At 34.4% G+C, this 17418-nt stretch carries 14 protein-coding genes and 1 rRNA gene; 10 read left to right on the forward strand and 5 right to left on the reverse strand.

Going from position 1 to position 17418, the window contains the following annotated elements; all coding sequences use genetic code 11:
- Nucleotides 1-58: 58 nt before the first annotated feature.
- The 4 genes from gldG to FLAVO9AF_RS04205 are packed head-to-tail and all read right to left on the reverse strand — an operon-like array spanning nt 59 to nt 3702.
- Nucleotides 59-1744, reverse strand: a complete 1686-nt coding sequence (gene gldG / locus FLAVO9AF_RS04190; protein WP_159684804.1) for a gliding motility-associated ABC transporter substrate-binding protein GldG — start codon at nt 1742-1744, stop codon at nt 59-61.
- Nucleotides 1744-2469 carry a gliding motility-associated ABC transporter permease subunit GldF gene (gene gldF, locus FLAVO9AF_RS04195; RefSeq protein ID WP_159684806.1) on the reverse strand — a complete coding sequence of 242 codons (726 nt, stop codon included), beginning with the start codon at nt 2467-2469 and terminating at the stop codon, nt 1744-1746. Before gldF ends, gldG begins: the two co-directional genes overlap by 1 nt.
- Before the next feature lie 60 nt (nt 2470-2529).
- A complete protein-coding gene (locus FLAVO9AF_RS04200; protein WP_159684808.1) occupies nt 2530-2826 on the reverse strand; it encodes a putative quinol monooxygenase in 297 nt (98 codons plus the stop codon).
- Nucleotides 2827-2874: 48 nt separating this feature from the next.
- Nucleotides 2875-3702: an S-adenosyl-l-methionine hydroxide adenosyltransferase family protein gene (locus FLAVO9AF_RS04205; RefSeq protein WP_159684810.1), complete on the reverse strand. Its 828-nt coding sequence runs from the start codon at nt 3700-3702 to the stop codon at nt 2875-2877.
- Nucleotides 3703-3810: 108 nt separating this feature from the next.
- On the opposite strand from FLAVO9AF_RS04205, the gene FLAVO9AF_RS04210 reads away from it, so the two are divergent.
- From FLAVO9AF_RS04210 to rrf, 7 genes are all read left to right on the forward strand, one after another.
- Nucleotides 3811-4764: a PhoH family protein gene (locus FLAVO9AF_RS04210; RefSeq protein WP_159684812.1), complete on the forward strand. Its 954-nt coding sequence runs from the start codon at nt 3811-3813 to the stop codon at nt 4762-4764.
- Nucleotides 4765-4878: 114 nt separating this feature from the next.
- The gene (locus FLAVO9AF_RS04215) at nt 4879-5685 is read left to right on the forward strand and encodes a Cof-type HAD-IIB family hydrolase (RefSeq protein WP_370516445.1); all 807 of its coding nucleotides are present in this window, start codon (nt 4879-4881) and stop codon (nt 5683-5685) included.
- 62 nt (nt 5686-5747) lie between these two features.
- Nucleotides 5748-8105 (forward strand): prolyl oligopeptidase family serine peptidase, encoded by a 2358-nt coding sequence (locus tag FLAVO9AF_RS04220; protein WP_159684816.1) that lies wholly within the window; start codon nt 5748-5750, stop codon nt 8103-8105.
- 81 nt (nt 8106-8186) lie between these two features.
- Nucleotides 8187-9137 carry a phosphoribosylaminoimidazolesuccinocarboxamide synthase gene (locus FLAVO9AF_RS04225; RefSeq protein ID WP_159684820.1) on the forward strand — a complete coding sequence of 317 codons (951 nt, stop codon included), beginning with the start codon at nt 8187-8189 and terminating at the stop codon, nt 9135-9137.
- A 230-nt stretch (nt 9138-9367) separates the two neighbouring features.
- Nucleotides 9368-10069, forward strand: coding sequence for a hypothetical protein (locus tag FLAVO9AF_RS04230; protein ID WP_159684823.1), 702 nt, complete (start codon nt 9368-9370; stop codon nt 10067-10069).
- A 283-nt stretch (nt 10070-10352) separates the two neighbouring features.
- Nucleotides 10353-10763 (forward strand): ankyrin repeat domain-containing protein, encoded by a 411-nt coding sequence (locus FLAVO9AF_RS04235; RefSeq protein ID WP_159684826.1) that lies wholly within the window; start codon nt 10353-10355, stop codon nt 10761-10763.
- A gap of 172 nt (nt 10764-10935) precedes the next feature.
- Nucleotides 10936-11044, forward strand: a 5S ribosomal RNA gene (gene rrf / locus FLAVO9AF_RS04240).
- 341 nt (nt 11045-11385) lie between these two features.
- On the opposite strand, the gene FLAVO9AF_RS04245 is transcribed toward rrf, so the two are convergent.
- On the reverse strand, nt 11386-12087 hold the full coding sequence (locus tag FLAVO9AF_RS04245) for an alpha/beta fold hydrolase (protein ID WP_370516446.1): 702 nt from the start codon (nt 12085-12087) through the stop codon (nt 11386-11388).
- A 363-nt stretch (nt 12088-12450) separates the two neighbouring features.
- On the opposite strand from FLAVO9AF_RS04245, the gene FLAVO9AF_RS04250 reads away from it, so the two are divergent.
- The 3 genes from FLAVO9AF_RS04250 to FLAVO9AF_RS04260 all read left to right on the forward strand — a co-directional run bounded on the left by FLAVO9AF_RS04250 (nt 12451) and on the right by FLAVO9AF_RS04260 (nt 17385).
- On the forward strand, nt 12451-13731 hold the full coding sequence (locus FLAVO9AF_RS04250) for a glucose-1-phosphate adenylyltransferase (RefSeq protein WP_159684832.1): 1281 nt from the start codon (nt 12451-12453) through the stop codon (nt 13729-13731).
- An 85-nt stretch (nt 13732-13816) separates the two neighbouring features.
- Entirely contained in the window at nt 13817-15751 is a 1935-nt protein-coding gene (locus FLAVO9AF_RS04255) for an alpha-1,4-glucan--maltose-1-phosphate maltosyltransferase (RefSeq protein WP_159684835.1), read from the forward strand.
- On the forward strand, nt 15751-17385 hold the full coding sequence (locus FLAVO9AF_RS04260; protein ID WP_159684838.1) for a trehalose synthase: 1635 nt from the start codon (nt 15751-15753) through the stop codon (nt 17383-17385). The genes FLAVO9AF_RS04255 and FLAVO9AF_RS04260 overlap by 1 nt, the downstream gene beginning before the upstream one ends.
- The last annotated feature ends 33 nt before the right edge of the window (nt 17386-17418 follow it).

The following is a 17418-nucleotide window of genomic DNA, read 5'->3' on the forward strand; positions in this document are numbered from 1 at the left end:
ATACCTGAATACAAATATATCTTAAACTAGTTTACATTTTCAATTTTTTTATTAACACTTAGCGGGCGTATTTGCGTTTGCGGACATAGGTAAACACTAGTCCGAAAATACCTAAAATTAGAATTGGAAGCCCGATAGTTAGGACTTGAATTGTACTGTAATTGGTATATACTTTTTCTTTATCCAATAGAGGAAGGGCTAAATCTTTGCTTCTAATGTTAATAAGTCCACTATCGTCCAATAAATAATTGACACTATTCATCAGAAAATCTTTGTTATCGTAGAGATTTCCCGAGCGTTGATCATAACCTAACTCTACGGGGAGCTGATTTTTATCCAATTGATTTCTAAGGATATCGCCATCTGAGATCACAATCATTTTAGTAGGTTGGCTAGTGGATTGAAAATTAGCTTGTTCAAAAGCTTTTACGCGATTCTCGAAAACAGAATGGAAAGAGCCTTCTAATAGAACCGCCATCGGAATTCCTCCTGTATTGGGATAGTCTGCCGGGCTAGTGCTTTCGGAAACCATTGATAAGTTAATGGGAGTTGGGGTTCCTATGCGCTTAGAATAGGGAGACGATTGCAATAAAACCGTTTTTTTGATTTTGTTTTTGAGCGTGTCAATTGAATTCGCAAAATCAAATTTGATACCGCCTAAGTTTTTTACAATGGGATGCTTGCTCGTTGGAGTAACCAATGGCGCGTATTTCCAATTGAATTGTTGAAAGCGGGTAGCACTACCAGGTTCTCCTGAAGCCAATTGTATTGGACTTCCTTGCTCGTCTTTTACCAAATCAGGGTTAAGACGAACGCCATATTTAAAGAATAAATCATTGACATTCAAATCTCTTGGGTAGGCAAGACTCGCTCCTGATGGATTGTAAAGACTATCCATTTCTGCAACAACCTGATCGACCAACCAAATCGTTTTTCCGCCATGCATCAGGTACTGATCTAAAACTTGTTTTTCGCTTTCGCTAAAAGCTTCTGTTGGTTTAGCAATTACAGCTAAATCATATTCTTTGAGGGCTTGCAAACTTCCTTCAGGATTCTTTGCTACTGAGTCAAGTGTAAATGGGGCAATGAAGTAGCTCTCTCTTACTTGCAATAAAAATTTAGCAATAAAGGCTTCTTTTAGCTCACCATTTCCTTTGATAATGGCAACTTTTTTCTGTTTGGCTTTGGTGATTTTATTAAAAGCATCCGAAAAGGAATATTCTAAATGCTGAACCGAACCAATTACTTTTTGAGTAGTAGAGGTTCCCATTTGGTTTTTAAGTAAGGGAATCGAAACCTCCTTGTTGTCATAAGTGGCAATCGCCCAAGGAAAAACCAAAGCTTGGGATTGTTTTCCTTTGTCATCCACAGTGATGTTAATGGGAGTCAATCCTTTTCGGTACAAATCTTTAACGAGAGCCATATTCTCTTCTTGATTTTCCATCGGATCAACAAATTCAAAAACAATATTGCTGTTGTAAGCCTGAAATTCTTCCAGAATTTGTTTGGTTTCTTGCTGTAAACGCTTGAATTCTGCAGGTAAATCTCCCGCCATATAAATCTTAACGGAGAGTGGATTTTTAACTTCCTTAAGTATATGTAAAGAAGTAGCAGAAAGGGTGTATCTTTTGTCTTTTGTCAAATCAAAACGATAAAAGAAAAAGGAACCTAATAGGTGCAAAGCCAATACTACCCCAAAAGTATAGAGCAGCTGTTTACGATTGTTTTTTATAGAAGCCTTCATTATGCTTTAAAAGAGGTTAGATTATAAACGGTAAAGGATAAAAATAAAAGGGTAAGGCTGACAAAATAAAGAATGTCTCGAGTATCCAAAACGCCACGACTCATACTCTTAAAGTGATCTTGCATACCAAAAACGGTAATAGAGGTGCTCCATTCATTAAAAAGAGTGGCTAAACCGTCAAATCCAAAATAGAAAACGAAACATAAAAAAACGGCAATAATAAAGGCTACAATCTGATTTTCAGAAAGGGTAGAAGTGAAAATACCAATCGCAGTATAACCACTGATCAGAAAAAGTAAGCCAAAATAAGAGCCAATGGTACTTCCCATATCAATATTGCCTTCTGGAAATCCCAGACTAGAAATAACATATACATAAAGGAAGGTGGGTACTATGGCGATTACAATTAAGAACAAGGCTCCCAAAAATTTACCTGTAGCAATCTCCCAAATACTCAAAGGTTTGGTCAAAAGCAATTCTAGTGTGCCTTGTCTTTTTTCATCGGAAAAACTTCTCATTGTAACTGCTGGAATTAAAAAAAGAAGGATCCAAGGAGATAGAGTGAAAAAAGGGGTCATGTCTGCAAAACCCGAATTGAGAATGTTATAATCGCCCTCAAATAACCACAGGAATAACCCATTAATTAGTAAAAACAAGGCAATGACCAAATAGCCAACGGGTGAGCCAAAAAAGGATTTTATTTCTCGTAATACGATTGATTTCATTTCTGTTACTTTGTTTTAATGTGTTGAATCGTTTTAAATATTTTTTTTAACCAAAAAGAATTAGGGTAAAACAGCTATTTTATCTACACTCCAAGCTTCAGGTTTGGCATTAAATAATTGTTTGGTAAAGGTCCATACTTCATTGAATAAGGCCGATTGTCTGTAGTTTTCTAAATCGTCCTCAGTTTCCCAATAACTATAGGTGAAAAATACATTAGAATTTGTTTTGTCTTGATACAATTCTAATAAACGGTTGCCAGGAGCATTTCTGATTTGTTGCTTCATCAATTCGAAATTGGCCAAAAAGGCAGCACAATGTTCTGGATGAAAACTCAACTTTACAATTCGTACAAACATTTAAAGTATAGATATTAAAATTTAGTAATTTTTGATGGTGTTTTTATATTATGAAAATTTGATAGTTATGGTATCTCTATAATTCAATCCCAATAAACTATGAGCGGAACCTACTTTTGATGGATTACTTCTGTAAATCGCAATTTCTAAATAACCTGCTTCATTGAACAAGGCCAACTTTTCACCTTCATAATACTTGATAGGATACTTGTCTGAAACCGCAATAGCCGAATAATTGGAAACTATGGTCTTAATACTTTTGGTTCGTAAAATTATCTCGTAGGCACGACCTTTGGCGGCTTCCGTAAATTGAGCTTTACTAATGTTAGTTACCACATTGCCAAAATGATCGATATACATAACCGAACCCGTTAATTGATTGCCTTGATCATTCAAAGCAACTTGCATTTCGGTTATTTCTTTAATCGCAGGTATTTCTTTTCCTATGACATTAAGTAGTCCTCCTTTGGCCAAATGGCAAGCTACCTGTACAAAGACATCCATATCGGTAGCACCATGATGCAATCGATCGTGAATGTTGATGGCAACCATTTTTTGTGGGACTATTTTTTGACACAACATACTCAAAATACCATTGTCGGCGGCAATAAAATAATGGTCGTTCCACTGAATGGCAATATGCTGATTTTCTTTGTTTAACTCAATATCTACGCCAATTAAATGTACTGTCCCTTTTGGAAAATTGGCATAAGCCGCACTAAGTACATAACTGGCTTCTACGATATTAAAAGGGTCAATATCATGCGATAAATCGACAATTGTTGCCTCTGGATTTGTCGTTAATATCTTACCCTTAAGAGCGCCTACAAAGTAGTCTTTTAAGCCGTAATCGGTAGTAAGAGTAATTATTGACATAATTTTGTTTATAACTATTTCAGGCAATTTAAAGCTATTTTGCTTAAATTTGAGATATGCAAAGCTACTAATTTCAGCTATTATTTTTTAATTAAAAACTACTCCATTTTGAACGAAAGAACCATCGAGCTTGTTGATATTGCTCCAAAAGAGTTTTGGGGCGCTCAAGATACTCATCTTGAAATGATTAAAAAATATTATCCCAAGCTTAAAATCGTGGCTCGTGGCTCAACTTTAAAAGCTTTTGGGGAAAAAGAAGTCTTAGATGAATTTGAAAAACAGTTCCAAAGACTCATGCTACATTTTACAAGATACAACAATATCGACTTAAATGTGATTGAACGAGTAATCATGAATGATGCTCAAGACAATCGAAAAATGGCTGATTACGACAAAATTCTGGTACACGGAGTAGGAGGTAAGATCATCAAAGCCATGACGCCCAATCAGCAATTGTTGGTGGATACCTTAAACAAAAACGACATGGTGTTTGCAGTTGGACCTGCAGGTACGGGTAAAACTTATACAGGGGTTGCCATGGCCGTAAAAGCGCTAAAAGAAAAACAAGTAAAAAAAATAATCTTGACACGTCCCGCTGTAGAAGCTGGAGAGAATTTAGGTTTTTTACCAGGCGACATGAAAGAGAAATTGGATCCTTACATGCAACCTTTATACGATGCGCTACGTGACATGCTTCCCAACGAAAAATTGGAAGATTATATTACCAAAGGAATCATTCAAATCGCTCCTTTGGCATTCATGAGAGGAAGAACGCTGGATCACGCTTTTGTGATATTGGACGAAGCACAAAATACCACGCACTCCCAAATGAAAATGTTCCTCACCCGTATGGGAAAATGTGCCAAATTCATGATCACTGGTGACCCAGGACAAGTGGATTTGCCGAGAAGAACTATTTCTGGACTCAAAGAAGCCTTACTCGTTTTGAAAGACATTGAAGGCATTGGAATCATCTATTTAGACGACAAAGATATTGTACGTCATCGACTGGTCAAAAAAGTAATCGATGCCTACAAACAGATTGAAAACAATGATTATTAGCTTTTAAATTTAGTTAAAGAAGCGAAAAGTTGCAGCTCATGTTAAGCTTCACTTTTCGCTTTATTATTTTTGTTAATGGCAAAAAAAGGAAATAATTCAAGTTAAATGAACAAGATGCATCAAGATATAAAAGTAATTATTTCTGATTTAGACGGTACTTTGCTCAATTCAAATCACCAAATCACAGCAAAGACCAAAGAGGTATTCCATCAATTGTACCAAAAAGGATATACCATTATCATTGCGACTGGGAGACACCATATTGATGCTAAGGCAATCTTAAAGGAACTGGATTTTCCTTTGTATTTAGTAACGTCAAACGGGGCAAGAATTCATAGTCCTAATAATGAACTCTTGTTTTCTTTTGATATAGAAAGCGAAATAGTAGCCTCTGTTTTTCAATTAGACATTGACCCTACCATCACTACTGTGCTCTTTAAAGAAGAAGTTTGGCTAACATCCAAAACCAATAAAAAGATAAATAGCTTTCAAAGAGACTTGTCCTACCCACCAGAAGTAGTTGATTTTAGTAGTTTGAGGGATTATAGTGCTATAAAACTATTCTTTACGCACGAAAGTCACGAAGTTCTAGTAGCTTTAAAAGACCAAATTCTAGATACACATTCCGATGTGCTCTCTCACGCCTTTAGTTTACCTTTTTGCCTAGAGTTCATGGATAAGTCAGTAGATAAAAGTGTCGCCATTGAAAGAATTCTAAATAAAGAAGGTTTTACCTTTGAAAACGCCATTGCCTTTGGAGACGGATTTAATGATGAAAGAATGTTAGCGGCTGTGGCCAAAGGGTTAATAATGGAAAATGCTCCCGCTGCTTTAAAGAACAAACTACATCATTTGGAAGTAATCGAATCGAATGATAGTAACGCTGTCGCAAAGTATATTACGAACCATTTTTTTAAATAGCCCCATTTTTAGGTTGCTGCCTTCTTTTATAAACCTATAAATTTGACTAAAAACAATTCATAATGATTAAAAACAGTTTACTCGCTCTTGCCTTATTGGCTACCTCTTTTATTCAAGCACAACAGCTTAAATTGGAAGAAATCATGAAAGGAAATGATTTCATTGGTTGGCAACCCGAAAATCCGCGTTGGTCCCCAGACGGCCAAAAAGTTTTTTTTGAATGGAATCCCAACAAAGAATGGGGAGCAAGTACGTATTTCTGGCAAAAAGGGGCCACAGCGCCAAAATTAGCTTCTCCTGAAGAAGCTGCTTTCTCTCGATACAATATCAAAATCAACAAAAGTGGCACCATAGGTTACTATAGTAATAAAGGCGCTATTTTTTCATATGCATTAAAAGACAAAGCAACCAAAAAACTATATGCCACAACTGCTTCTATTACCAATTTAGAATTAGGAAGTAGGGAAGGGGTTTTGTTTTTTGTTCAAAATGATAACTTGATGCAGTTGGATACTAAAGAAGGAACCTTGCTTCAACTCACTAATTTCAAAAAAGGAACCTCTAAAAACAAAAAAGAGGACGATAAATCATTTCTAAAAACGCAACAAACAGAATTGTTTCAGTTCATTAGAGACCAAGAGGCGAAAAAGAAATGGAACGCTGAAAGAGCTAAAGCCATTAAATCGGATTTTCCAAAGGAATACTGGTATGGAGACGATAATTTAGAGGCTTTTAAAATGAATCCAAATGGCCGATTCGCTACTTTTAGACTCACCGAAGAAGCAAAAAACAAAAGTGAAAAAATGGAAGTGTTTATCACTGCCGACGGTTACAACCAATCACCTGAGACTAAAGAAAAAGTGTCTGTCAAAAATTTAGTGAATTCGAAAATGGGAATTTATAATGTAGCCAAAGACACGGTATACATAATCAATTTTTCAAAATTATCACATATCAAAGACCAACCAGAATATTATGCGTTATATGATAATCTGAAAAAGAAAGACAAAGAAGAAAAATTAATTATTGCGCAAGACCCAGTGTATAACGAAACGGGTTCCTTTGCGGTGGTAGAAATCCGAAGCCAAGACAACAAAGAGCGTTGGTTGGTGAATCTCAATCTAGAAAACGGTACTTTCGAAGAGATAGACCACCAACATGACGAGGCTTGGATTGGTGGACCTGGCATTCCTTCCTATTCCTTTGGTTCAGGTAATTTGGGCTTTTTGTATGACAATGAAACCATTTATTTCCAATCGGAAGCTACTGGTTTTTCTCATTTGTATACCTATAATTTGAAGACAAAAAAGAAAACACAAGTAACAACTGGCAAATGGGAAGTGCGAGACGTTACCTTGTCAAAAGATAAGAAAACATTCTATTTGTCAACTAATACAACGCATCCTGGAAATCGTGAGTTTTATAAATTAAATGTCAATGATACCGTTCTGCAACCAATATTGACTGCCGATGGAGCGCATGAAGTAAGCATATCTCCTGATGAAGCTACATTATTGGTTCGTTATTCTTATAAAGATAAACCATGGGAATTGTACGTAGCTTCTAATGTAAAAAACGCAAAACTTAGTCCTATTACAAGTTCTACTACCGAAGCTTTCAGAAGCTACAAATGGAGAAAACCAGAAGTGATTACCTATAAAGCACAAGACGGGGCTACTGTTTACGCAAGAGTATACCAACCGGAAGAAGCTAAAGCAAATAAAGCAGCAGTAATTTTTGTACATGGCGCGGGTTATTTGCAAAACGCCCACAATTATTGGAGCAATTACCACAGAGAATACATGTTCCATAACTTGTTGACGGATTTAGGTTATACCGTATTGGATATAGACTATAGAGGTAGTGATGGGTATGGAAGAGATGTAAGAACGGGTATTTATCGTTTTATGGGAGGAAAAGACCTTTCAGATCATATAGATGGAAAAAAAGTTTTAGTAGACAAATACGGAATTGACCCAAACAGGGTAGGGATTTATGGTGGATCTTATGGAGGTTTTATTACTTTGATGGCGATGCTAACGACTCCAAAAGAGTTTGCTTCTGGAGCAGCTTTACGTTCTGTAACCGATTGGGCACATTACAATCATGGCTATACAGGTAATATTTTGAATTTCCCTGAAACGGATCCTATTGCTTTTCAAAAAAGCTCTCCAATATATTACGCAGATAAATTGGAAGGAAATCTGTTGATGCTTCACGGAATGGTTGATGATAATGTAGAATATAAAGATATCGTTAGAATTTCCCAGAGATTTATTGAACTAGGGAAAAAGAATTGGAGCTTGGCTTCATTCCCAGTAGAAGCCCATGGCTTTAGAGAGACTTATTCTTGGATAGACGAATACAGCAGAATTTTGCAATTGTTCGAAGCAACCATCGGAAAAAAAGAGACCAAGTAAATTATACCAAGGCTTTTCTTTGCTTCCTCCTAGAAATAGTTTTAAATTTGCGTTCTTAAAAATGACACAACTTACAACACAATGAGTACAACGATTACAACAACCAATTTTAGTTTCCCGAATCAGAAATCCCTTTACCGAGGAAAAGTTCGTGAAGTTTACAATATAAACGATGAACTTTTAGTAATGGTAGCAACGGATAGACTCTCAGCATTCGATGTAGTATTGCCTAAAGGAATTCCATACAAAGGACAAATTCTAAATCAAATTGCTACTAAGTTCATGGAATTGACAAAAGACATTGTTCCTAATTGGTTAGTGGCCACTCCAGACCCAAGCGTAGCTGTTGGTCATCTGTGTACTCCTTTTAAAGTAGAAATGGTAATTAGAGGATACCTATCGGGTCACGCCGCTCGTGAGTATGCCGCTGGTAAAAGAACCCTTTGCGGAGTAACAATGGCGGAAGGACTCAAAGAGAACGATAAATTCCCAGAACCAATAATTACGCCAACAACAAAAGCAGATAACGGTGAACATGATGCTGATATATCAAGAGAAGCGATCTTGTCAAACGGTATCGTGACCGAGGAAGATTATCTTGTATTAGAAAAGTATACACGGGCATTGTTTCAACGTGGTACTGAAATAGCAGCTAGCCGTGGCTTGATTTTAGTAGATACCAAATATGAGTTTGGTAAAACAAAAGAAGGACAAATTGTTTTAATAGATGAAATCCATACACCAGATTCTTCTCGTTACTTTTATGCTGAAGGCTACCAAGAAAGACAAGAAAAAGGGGAAGAACAAAAACAATTGTCCAAAGAGTTTGTACGTCGTTGGTTAATTGAAAATGGTTTTCAAGGTAAAGAAGGACAACAAATTCCTGAAATGACTGAGGAATATATCGAATCCGTTTCTGATCGTTACATTGAATTGTATGAAAATATTATTGGCGAAAAGTTCGTGAAAGCTGATATTACAAATATTAATGAACGTATCGAAAACAATGTTTTGGAGTATCTAAAAGGATAAACCACTACTAAAACATATTCTTTAAAGCCTCTTACTATGAAAATAGTAGGAGGCTTTTTCGTTTGTAAATACTTCAATTTCCTTGTTTTTAGGGGTTTATCTCTTGTGTTTTGTTAATTATTTGTTAAAAATAAGTACTATGTAAAACAAGATACTGTTTAAAAGATATATATTTGCATAGGATATTATTATTTAAAACAACAAATCAAAAAACTAAAAAAATAAAAATCATGAAAGCATCAATCATTTACACAGTAGCAGTATCAGTAGTTTTAATTTCAACTTTGGAAATTCGCTTGGAGAATAATAGTCTTGGTAAAATAGGTAGTAGGAGAGCAATCAAAATGAATCCAATCTTCAATTCAAATGAAAACCAAAATGCAACAGTAGATTTTACCAAAGTTCAAGTAGCTAAAACAAATTCAGACGACAAAAAGAAAAGTGCTTTAGTAATAGCAAAACCAGAACTTGTTTTAGAAGAAACGCCTTCTGTTTTTACCTTAGTTTCTTCAACAGAAAAAAGTTGGTCTTTTGAAAGTGCTATCATTGAAGAAAATGATAGTGAGGAAACGCAAACATTAGTTGATATCGAAAGCAATTCTGTTTCGCCTAATGAAGAAGCAATTGAATTACCTGTAGTGGCAAAGAAAGAGACTACTGTTGATGATATAGTACGTCAACAAAATGCAATCATTGAAGAAAATGAAGAGAGCGAAAGTAGAACATTAGATTTTAATTGGATCAATACGTTAACAATGTACGATGAAGCTATAGTTTTACCTTCTTCAACTAAGGAAAGCAATACATTAAACTTCAGTATAATAGGAGAGGATAGTGCCTTATCAGAACAGCCTTTAGATTTTAAATGGATTGATACTTTGCAAATGTTTGACGAACCTATCGTAACGCCACAGCATATGATAAGCGAATAAAATGTAATTTTTGGTAGTATGCAAATAGTAGTGTTTGTGGATCAACTACTTATTCCAAATTGCAAATTAATTGTTAATTATAGTCATGTAATGTAACAATAACCTTTCTATAACGTCTATAGTAGTAAAGTGTTGTAACTTTGAAATGTATTAGAAATCAAGATGTTAAATACAAAGTTAAATATAGGTTAATAAATAGTACCTTGTAATACATATAAATAAAAAAGAAGTACATTTGAATAGAATTTAAATCATCAATCAATAATCAAAAATCACAATCATCATGAAAAAAACAATCATTTGTTTAGGTTTAGTAGTAGTACTGTCAAGTTTTGCTACAAAAGTAGAAGCGGCAAACGTTAAATCATTTGCTAAAGTAGAAGTTATGACTCCTACATATGGAGAAGCAACACCTTTGCACGTTGCAATTTATAAAGGTGATTTGGAATTCATCAAAAAATTAATCGACTTTGGAGCTGACGTTAATGAAAAATCATACGGTTTAACTCCTTTAATGATCGCAGCTCGCTACAACAAAGTCGAAATCATGAAACTACTAATTGCTAAAGGAGCAAAAGTGGAAGAAAAAACTACTTTTGGTGCAGATGCTTTGAAATATGCACAATTATCCAATGCAAAAGAAGCCTATGTTTTTCTTCAATTGAACAAAGAAAACGCAGTGGCTCAGCGTTAATAACAGCAATCATCAATCAAAAAAAAAACTCCGTTTATCTAGACTGCCCCCAAAAAGTTAGACACTATTTGGGGGTATTTTTATGGAAAGAAAAGTCAGATATGATGCTTCATTTAAACTTGAATGCGTAAAATTAGTATTAGAAAAACATTATTCGTGCAATTAACGACCTTAAGGTGGTTATTGCGGCGGGGCTCACCTCTTCCCATTCCGAACAGAGAAGTTAAGCCCGCCTGCGCAGATGGTACTGCAATTTGTGGGAGAGTATGTCGCCGCCTTTCTTTATTAAAACCCTTCATCTAAAATGAAGGGTTTTTTTGTGCGTTGTTGTTTTCAGTAGCTGATAGTAAATGTTATTTGTAATTAGGCTCAATGAGGATATATGTGAGTATCTATGCGTAGATTTTACAAGAATGTCGTTAAATGTTGACTTTATTTAATTATTCAACCTTTTTTATGTCTTACAGGCAGTCTTTTTTTGATTCATTTTAAGTAGTGAATTCAGAAAAGAATAGATTTTTTAAAATTGAGTATTGTTTGGAAAAATTTACTAAGTTTTATAATGTATTTTGTGTATAGCTTTTACTATAAATCAGAAGCAGTCGTAATTTTATTCAGTCAATTAATTTTTTAATATAAAATTAGTAGTAGCCTCAATAACATCTTTATCTCCTAAAATTTTACGATGTCCAAGGTTATTGGTAAGTAAAAGTGTTCCATTTTTGCAATATTCATGAATATGAATACCTGCCGAAACGGGTACTTCAACATCATTACGATCGTGAATAACCAATATTGGAACATTGATATTAGCTGCAGCTTTGTAGGCAGAATAATCATCCATAATACTACCATATTTTTTTTCAAAATGAGCTCTAAGATGATTACTTATCTCTGGATTTAGTTTTAGTTTAAAAACAAAATCATCAACTATATCTTGTACAACATCACCACTCCCAATAACGGTTGCATTTTTTACTTTTAGTCCTTTATTTAATGCATTCAGTGTTGACATTCCACCTAAAGAATGACCAATTATTGCTTCAAATGGACCAAACTGTTTGTCGATTTCCAGTATAGATTCAATGAAGTCGGTCATAATTGAGGTTTGGCCTAGTGATTTTCCGTGAGCTGGTGCATCAAAGCTTATTGTAGAATATTTGTTCTTTATTAATTCATCTGCAATTTTATACATTTGTGTACCTCTGCCTGACCATCCGTGCACCAACAGTATTTTTTTATCTGAATTTCCGTAATGATACGTCATTATTTTTTTATTGATTGCTGTAACTTTTATGAATTGTTTTTTTGATTTTGATTCCATTTCATACTCTCTTTTCGGAGTCTTATGTTTGATGGGGGTTACAAAAAGTTTTGCTGCGAATCGGGTGACTAATTTTGTCGAAATAAAAGCGAATATTTTAGCGGTTATTAAAATTACTTTTGGAATTCGCAAATTTTTTGGCGAACTAGTCTTTGTTTTTGGCATTTTACTAATTTTTATTAAAAAGTTGTAGTGACGTTCTTTTTTACTAAATTTAAGAAACATAAAAGTAATATAAAATCTATTTTATAGCTCAATTTTTTGATTAATGTATGGATTTTTAGGATTTATATTATTTTTTGTTCATATTATTAATTTCTTATTAAAGTGTTAATTAGGTGTAATGTTTTTAATTAAAAGAAAATGAAACAGCAAAAAAAGAATGTAATTGCTATTATTTTGGGCGGGGGTCAAGGCTCTAGATTGTATCCATTGACTGAGTTTCGTTCAAAACCGGCGGTACCTATTGGTGGGAAATATCGCTTAGTTGATATCCCTATTTCGAATTGTATGAATTCGGATATTTTTAGAATGTTTGTTTTGACGCAGTTCAATTCCAAATCTTTAAATGCTCATATTAAAAACACCTATAATTTTAGTATTTTCAGTCATGCTTTTGTTGATATTTTAGCTGCTGAGCAAACTCCGGATAATCCTACTTGGTTTCAAGGAACCTCTGATGCCGTTAGACAATGTATGCCTCACTTTTTGAATCATGATTTTGAGTATGCTTTGATTTTATCAGGTGATCAACTGTATCAAATGGATTTTAATGAAATGCTTGAAGCTCATATTGATAATGGTGCGGATATTTCAATAGCAACTTTACCTGTAAATGCAAAAGATGCTCCTGAGTTTGGTATCTTAAAAACAAATGATGCTAGTTTTATTGAGGCTTTTATTGAAAAACCTTCCGCTGAACTTTTGCCCCAATGGGAGTCTGATGTAAGTGACGAAATGAAACAACAAGGCAAATACTATTTGGCTTCAATGGGGATTTATATTTTTAATAAAAAACTATTGATTGAGTTGATGAAAAATCCTGAAACAAAGGATTTTGGTAAAGAGATTATTCCTCAAGCTGTTGGTAAGCAAAAAATTCTTAGTTATCAGTATGAAGGGTATTGGACAGATATTGGAAATATTGAATCTTTTTTTGATGCTAATATTGGATTAACAAATGATATACCCGACTTTAATTTATTTGATAACGATAATAAAATTTACACTAGACCTAGATTATTACCACCATCAAAGTTTAAAAGCACTCATTTAGATAATTCCTTGATTTCTGAAGGTTGCATTATCAATGCGAAAGCAATCAAAAAATCTGTGGTTGGTAATCGTTCTAGAATAGGTGAAGGTACCGTAATTGAAAACTGTTATATTATGGGTAATGATTTTTATCAAAGTCTTTCCGATATGAAAGATGATATTGAAAATAACAATCAACTAATTGGTATTGGAGAGCGTTGTTTTATTAACCACGCTTTAGTTGATAAGAATTGCCGAATAGGTAATGACGTTTATATCAATGGAGGTAAACATCTTGCCAATTGTTCTGAGGAATTGTATTGTATCAAAGATGGTATTGTAGTAATTAAAAAAGGGAAAACCTTACCAGATAATTTTAGAATAGAATAGATTATTACAGAAGTGTAATTTTCAACCTAATGGATGTAGCATCAGTTTCTATAGTATGGAAAGTGATTTAATTTTTTTAAATATTATGCAAAAGCAAACTCGAATTGTTATTGAAAATGTAATGCCTCAATTAGATGGTGGGGCTCATTTTATCAAAAGAATAGTGGGGCAAACTATACATCTTACAGCAGATGTTTTTTCGGATGGACATGATGTAATTGAATGTTGTATTAAATACAAACACGAATCTGAAAAAAAATGGCAGGAAGTACGAATGTGGCCTACTCATAATGATGAATGGAATGGAAGTTTTAAAGTTGAAAAACAAGGCTTTTATAGCTATTTCGTAGAAGGTTGGGTTGATTATGCTCTGAATTGGCAGCACGGTACCGAGCGTAAAATTCAAGACCATCAATATGTAAAATCTGAATTACTTGAAGGAGCAGAGTATATAGAAGCCATTGTAAAAAAGGTCGGTGCTTCTGAGAAAGACTATCTAAAAAAGTTAATTCAACTTTTCAAGTCCGAAGCGGATTACGATGAAGCCGTCAAAGAGGCTACTTCCTATGAATTAAAAAGTATTTTTAAAAAATATCCTGTTCGTTACATTGAAAATAAATCTTTGGAATTAAAGGTTTATGTAGATAGAAAAAAAGCGTTGTTTAGTACTTGGTACGAATTTTTTCCAAGATCTTCATCTGAAGAACAAGGGAAACACGGTACTTTTAAAGACTGTGAAAGATTGTTGCCTAGAGTAGCTGCTATGGGTTTTGATACCTTGTATTTTCCACCCATTCATCCTATTGGAGAAATCAATCGAAAAGGAAAAAACAACACTACCAATGCACAAGAAGGTGATGTTGGTTCTCCATGGGGAATTGGTTCTCAATATGGTGGACATAAATCGACTCATCCCGAGTTGGGTTCTATAGAAGATTTTAAATCTTTAGTAAAAAAAGCCCAAGATTTAGGCATTGAGGTGGCTATGGATTATGCCTTGCAAGCGGCTCCCGATCATCCTTATGTTAAAGATTTCCCTCAATGGTTCAAGTGGAGACCTGATGGTACAGTACAATATGCTGAAAACCCGCCCAAAAAATACCAAGACATTCAACCAATATATTTTGAAAGTAAAGATTGGAAAAACCTTTGGAAAGAGTTGTTAGATGCGGCTTTGTTTTGGATTGAAGAATGCAATATCAAAGTCTATCGCGTAGACAATCCACATACCAAACCGTTTTATTTTTGGGGATGGTTGATTGGTGAAATCAAGAAAAAACATCCTGATGTATTGTTTTTAGCCGAAGCTTTTACTCGTCCTAAAATAATGAATGAGTTGGCCAAACAAGGATTTAGCCAATCGTATACTTATTTTACTTGGAGAAATACCAAAGCCGAGTTAATAGAGTATGTTACGGAGCTAACGCAATCTTCTCAAAAAGAGTTTTATAGACCTAACTTTTGGCCTAATACGCCAGACATTAACCCGTTAGCCTTACAAGGAGGAAATGAATCGATTCATTTGCAAAAGTACTTTTTGGCGGCTACTTTAAGTTCTAATGTGGGAATTTATGGACCTGTTTTTGAATATATGATTAGCGCTCCAATGGCTCCAGGAAAAGAAGAGTATTTAGATTCTGAAAAATATGAGTTTGTAAAGTGGGATTGGAGTATTCAAAACAATTTGACCCGCAGAATAGCCCAAATTAATGCGATTAGAAAAGAACAAAATTCGTTGCAACAAACCAATAACATTGTTTTTTGTGAGACCAATAATGATCAAGTTATTGCTTACTATAAATACGATGACAACAAACAAAATGAAACCTTAATGGTTGTTAGTTTAAACGATCAACATGTGGTTCAAGCTATGGTGCGATTGCCTTATCCGCAGTTAGGAAATCAACCCATTCGTGTACACGATTTAATTACAGATGCCACTTACTACTGGGAAAACGAATGGAATTTTATAGAATTAGGGCCTAATGTACCTTTTCATTTATTTAAAATAATCAAGTAATGGTTGATAAAATTAACGAAGACGAATTCCAAAATCCGTTTGTTTTCAATATTGATTGGAAAAACGCTTTTGCTGAAGAAGATTTTGTCAAAGTATTTTCTTCGGATATACTCGAGAATTACATAATCAATAAACGTTGGTATGGCGGAAAAGCCAGTACGCTAAAGTATATTGAGATTGTAGAATCCTTTCAAATTTCTTCAAAAAAGCATACTTATTATGGGGTTTTGTTTGAAGTTAATTTTAAAGAAGCTTTCTACCAACATTATTTTATGCCTATTTCATTCATGTCTGAAGTCGATTTAGAAACCAATACGGTAATCGCTCCAGTAATAATGAATGGCGTTCAAGGCTATTTGGTTGATGCGCTTCATCAGGAAGATTTTCGTAAATTATTGTTTGACAATATAGTGCATTCTAATAGTAAGTTAGATGCTAAATTAAATTTTCATTGTGGTTCTAAATTAACCCAAAAGACCTATCAGAGCTCTAAATTTATGGGAGTGGAGCAAAGCAATACCTCTATAATTTATAATGATACTTTGGTCTTAAAAATCTTCAGAAGGATTTATATCAATATGAATCCAGATTATGAGATAAGCCGTTTTTTAACCGAGCGTATGCATTTTGAAAATTCACCAGCCTATACAGGAAGTATCAGCGTTATTTTGACCGAAGGAAATATCACTTTGGGGTTAATGCAAGAGTTGGTGCCAAATCAAGGTGATGCTTGGAAATTTATGCTCGAAGAAGTAGACCGCATTTTCGAAAACTTGAGCTATCGCAAAATTAAAATTGACAAGTTACCCGAGGTCGAATTATTTTCGAGACTACGATTGAATGATATTCCACATGAAATTATCGATTGGGCAGGGTTAAAGATTTTTTTACGCATTAGAACATTGGCGACGCGTACCGCCGAAATGCACATTGCCTTAGGGAGCGATATTCATGAAACCGCATTTACACCAATAACGTATAATAGTGATTATTCAGTTTGGCTAAAGAACCGATTAACCTATCAATTTCAAAACCGATTGAATATTCTAGAAAACAACTTACACAAATTGGATGGTTTGGCACTTGAATTGGCCAATCAGTTTTTGGATCAAAAAAAGAACATTCGTAAGGTTTTCTTAGATTTTGATTGGACCAAAATGAAATCTGAGCGCATACGAATACACGGTGATTATCATTTAGGACAGGTATTAGTCAACGGAGAAGATTTCTTCATTTTAGATTTCGAAGGAGAACCAGAAAGTACCATTCGCGATCGAAAAGTAAAACAGCCACCTTTGAAAGATGTTGCTGGAATATTTCGTTCCTTTCATTATGCCATCTATGCAACCATTTTCAATAATAAAGACAAGTACAATTATGAGCAATCTGAATTGTTTATGGCAGGAGAGTTGTTGTATAAATACTTTGTTGGAATCTTTTTGCAAACGTATACTGAAGTAGCTCAAGCAGGTAATCTTAACATTGGTTACAAAAATGAAATTGATTTTTTACTCAAATATTGTTTGCTAGAAAAAGCAGTTTATGAATTAGGGTATGAGTTGAATTCAAGACCTCGTTGGTCCGTAATTCCACTGACAGGAATTGCGAGTATAATGAATTTTAAAACAAAATAAATTACAGTACTGAGTAATCAGTTTAAAAAATAA

This window comes from Flavobacterium sp. 9R (assembly GCF_902506345.1).
In the GTDB taxonomy this organism is placed as follows: Bacteria; Bacteroidota; Bacteroidia; order Flavobacteriales; family Flavobacteriaceae; genus Flavobacterium.

Coding starts and splice junctions, on each gene's coding strand:
- gldG (WP_159684804.1), bottom strand. CDS start 1,744: ATGAAGGCTTCTATAAAAAACAATCGTAAACAGCTGCTCTATACTTTT.
- gldF (WP_159684806.1), bottom strand. CDS start 2,469: ATGAAATCAATCGTATTACGAGAAATAAAATCCTTTTTTGGCTCACCC.
- FLAVO9AF_RS04200 (WP_159684808.1), bottom strand. CDS start 2,826: ATGTTTGTACGAATTGTAAAGTTGAGTTTTCATCCAGAACATTGTGCT.
- FLAVO9AF_RS04205 (WP_159684810.1), bottom strand. CDS start 3,702: ATGTCAATAATTACTCTTACTACCGATTACGGCTTAAAAGACTACTTT.
- FLAVO9AF_RS04215 (WP_370516445.1), top strand. CDS start 4,879: ATGCATCAAGATATAAAAGTAATTATTTCTGATTTAGACGGTACTTTG.
- FLAVO9AF_RS04220 (WP_159684816.1), top strand. CDS start 5,748: ATGATTAAAAACAGTTTACTCGCTCTTGCCTTATTGGCTACCTCTTTT.
- FLAVO9AF_RS04225 (WP_159684820.1), top strand. CDS start 8,187: ATGAGTACAACGATTACAACAACCAATTTTAGTTTCCCGAATCAGAAA.
- FLAVO9AF_RS04230 (WP_159684823.1), top strand. CDS start 9,368: ATGAAAGCATCAATCATTTACACAGTAGCAGTATCAGTAGTTTTAATT.
- FLAVO9AF_RS04235 (WP_159684826.1), top strand. CDS start 10,353: ATGAAAAAAACAATCATTTGTTTAGGTTTAGTAGTAGTACTGTCAAGT.
- FLAVO9AF_RS04245 (WP_370516446.1), bottom strand. CDS start 12,087: ATGGAATCAAAATCAAAAAAACAATTCATAAAAGTTACAGCAATCAAT.
- FLAVO9AF_RS04250 (WP_159684832.1), top strand. CDS start 12,451: ATGAAACAGCAAAAAAAGAATGTAATTGCTATTATTTTGGGCGGGGGT.
- FLAVO9AF_RS04255 (WP_159684835.1), top strand. CDS start 13,817: ATGCAAAAGCAAACTCGAATTGTTATTGAAAATGTAATGCCTCAATTA.
- FLAVO9AF_RS04260 (WP_159684838.1), top strand. CDS start 15,751: ATGGTTGATAAAATTAACGAAGACGAATTCCAAAATCCGTTTGTTTTC.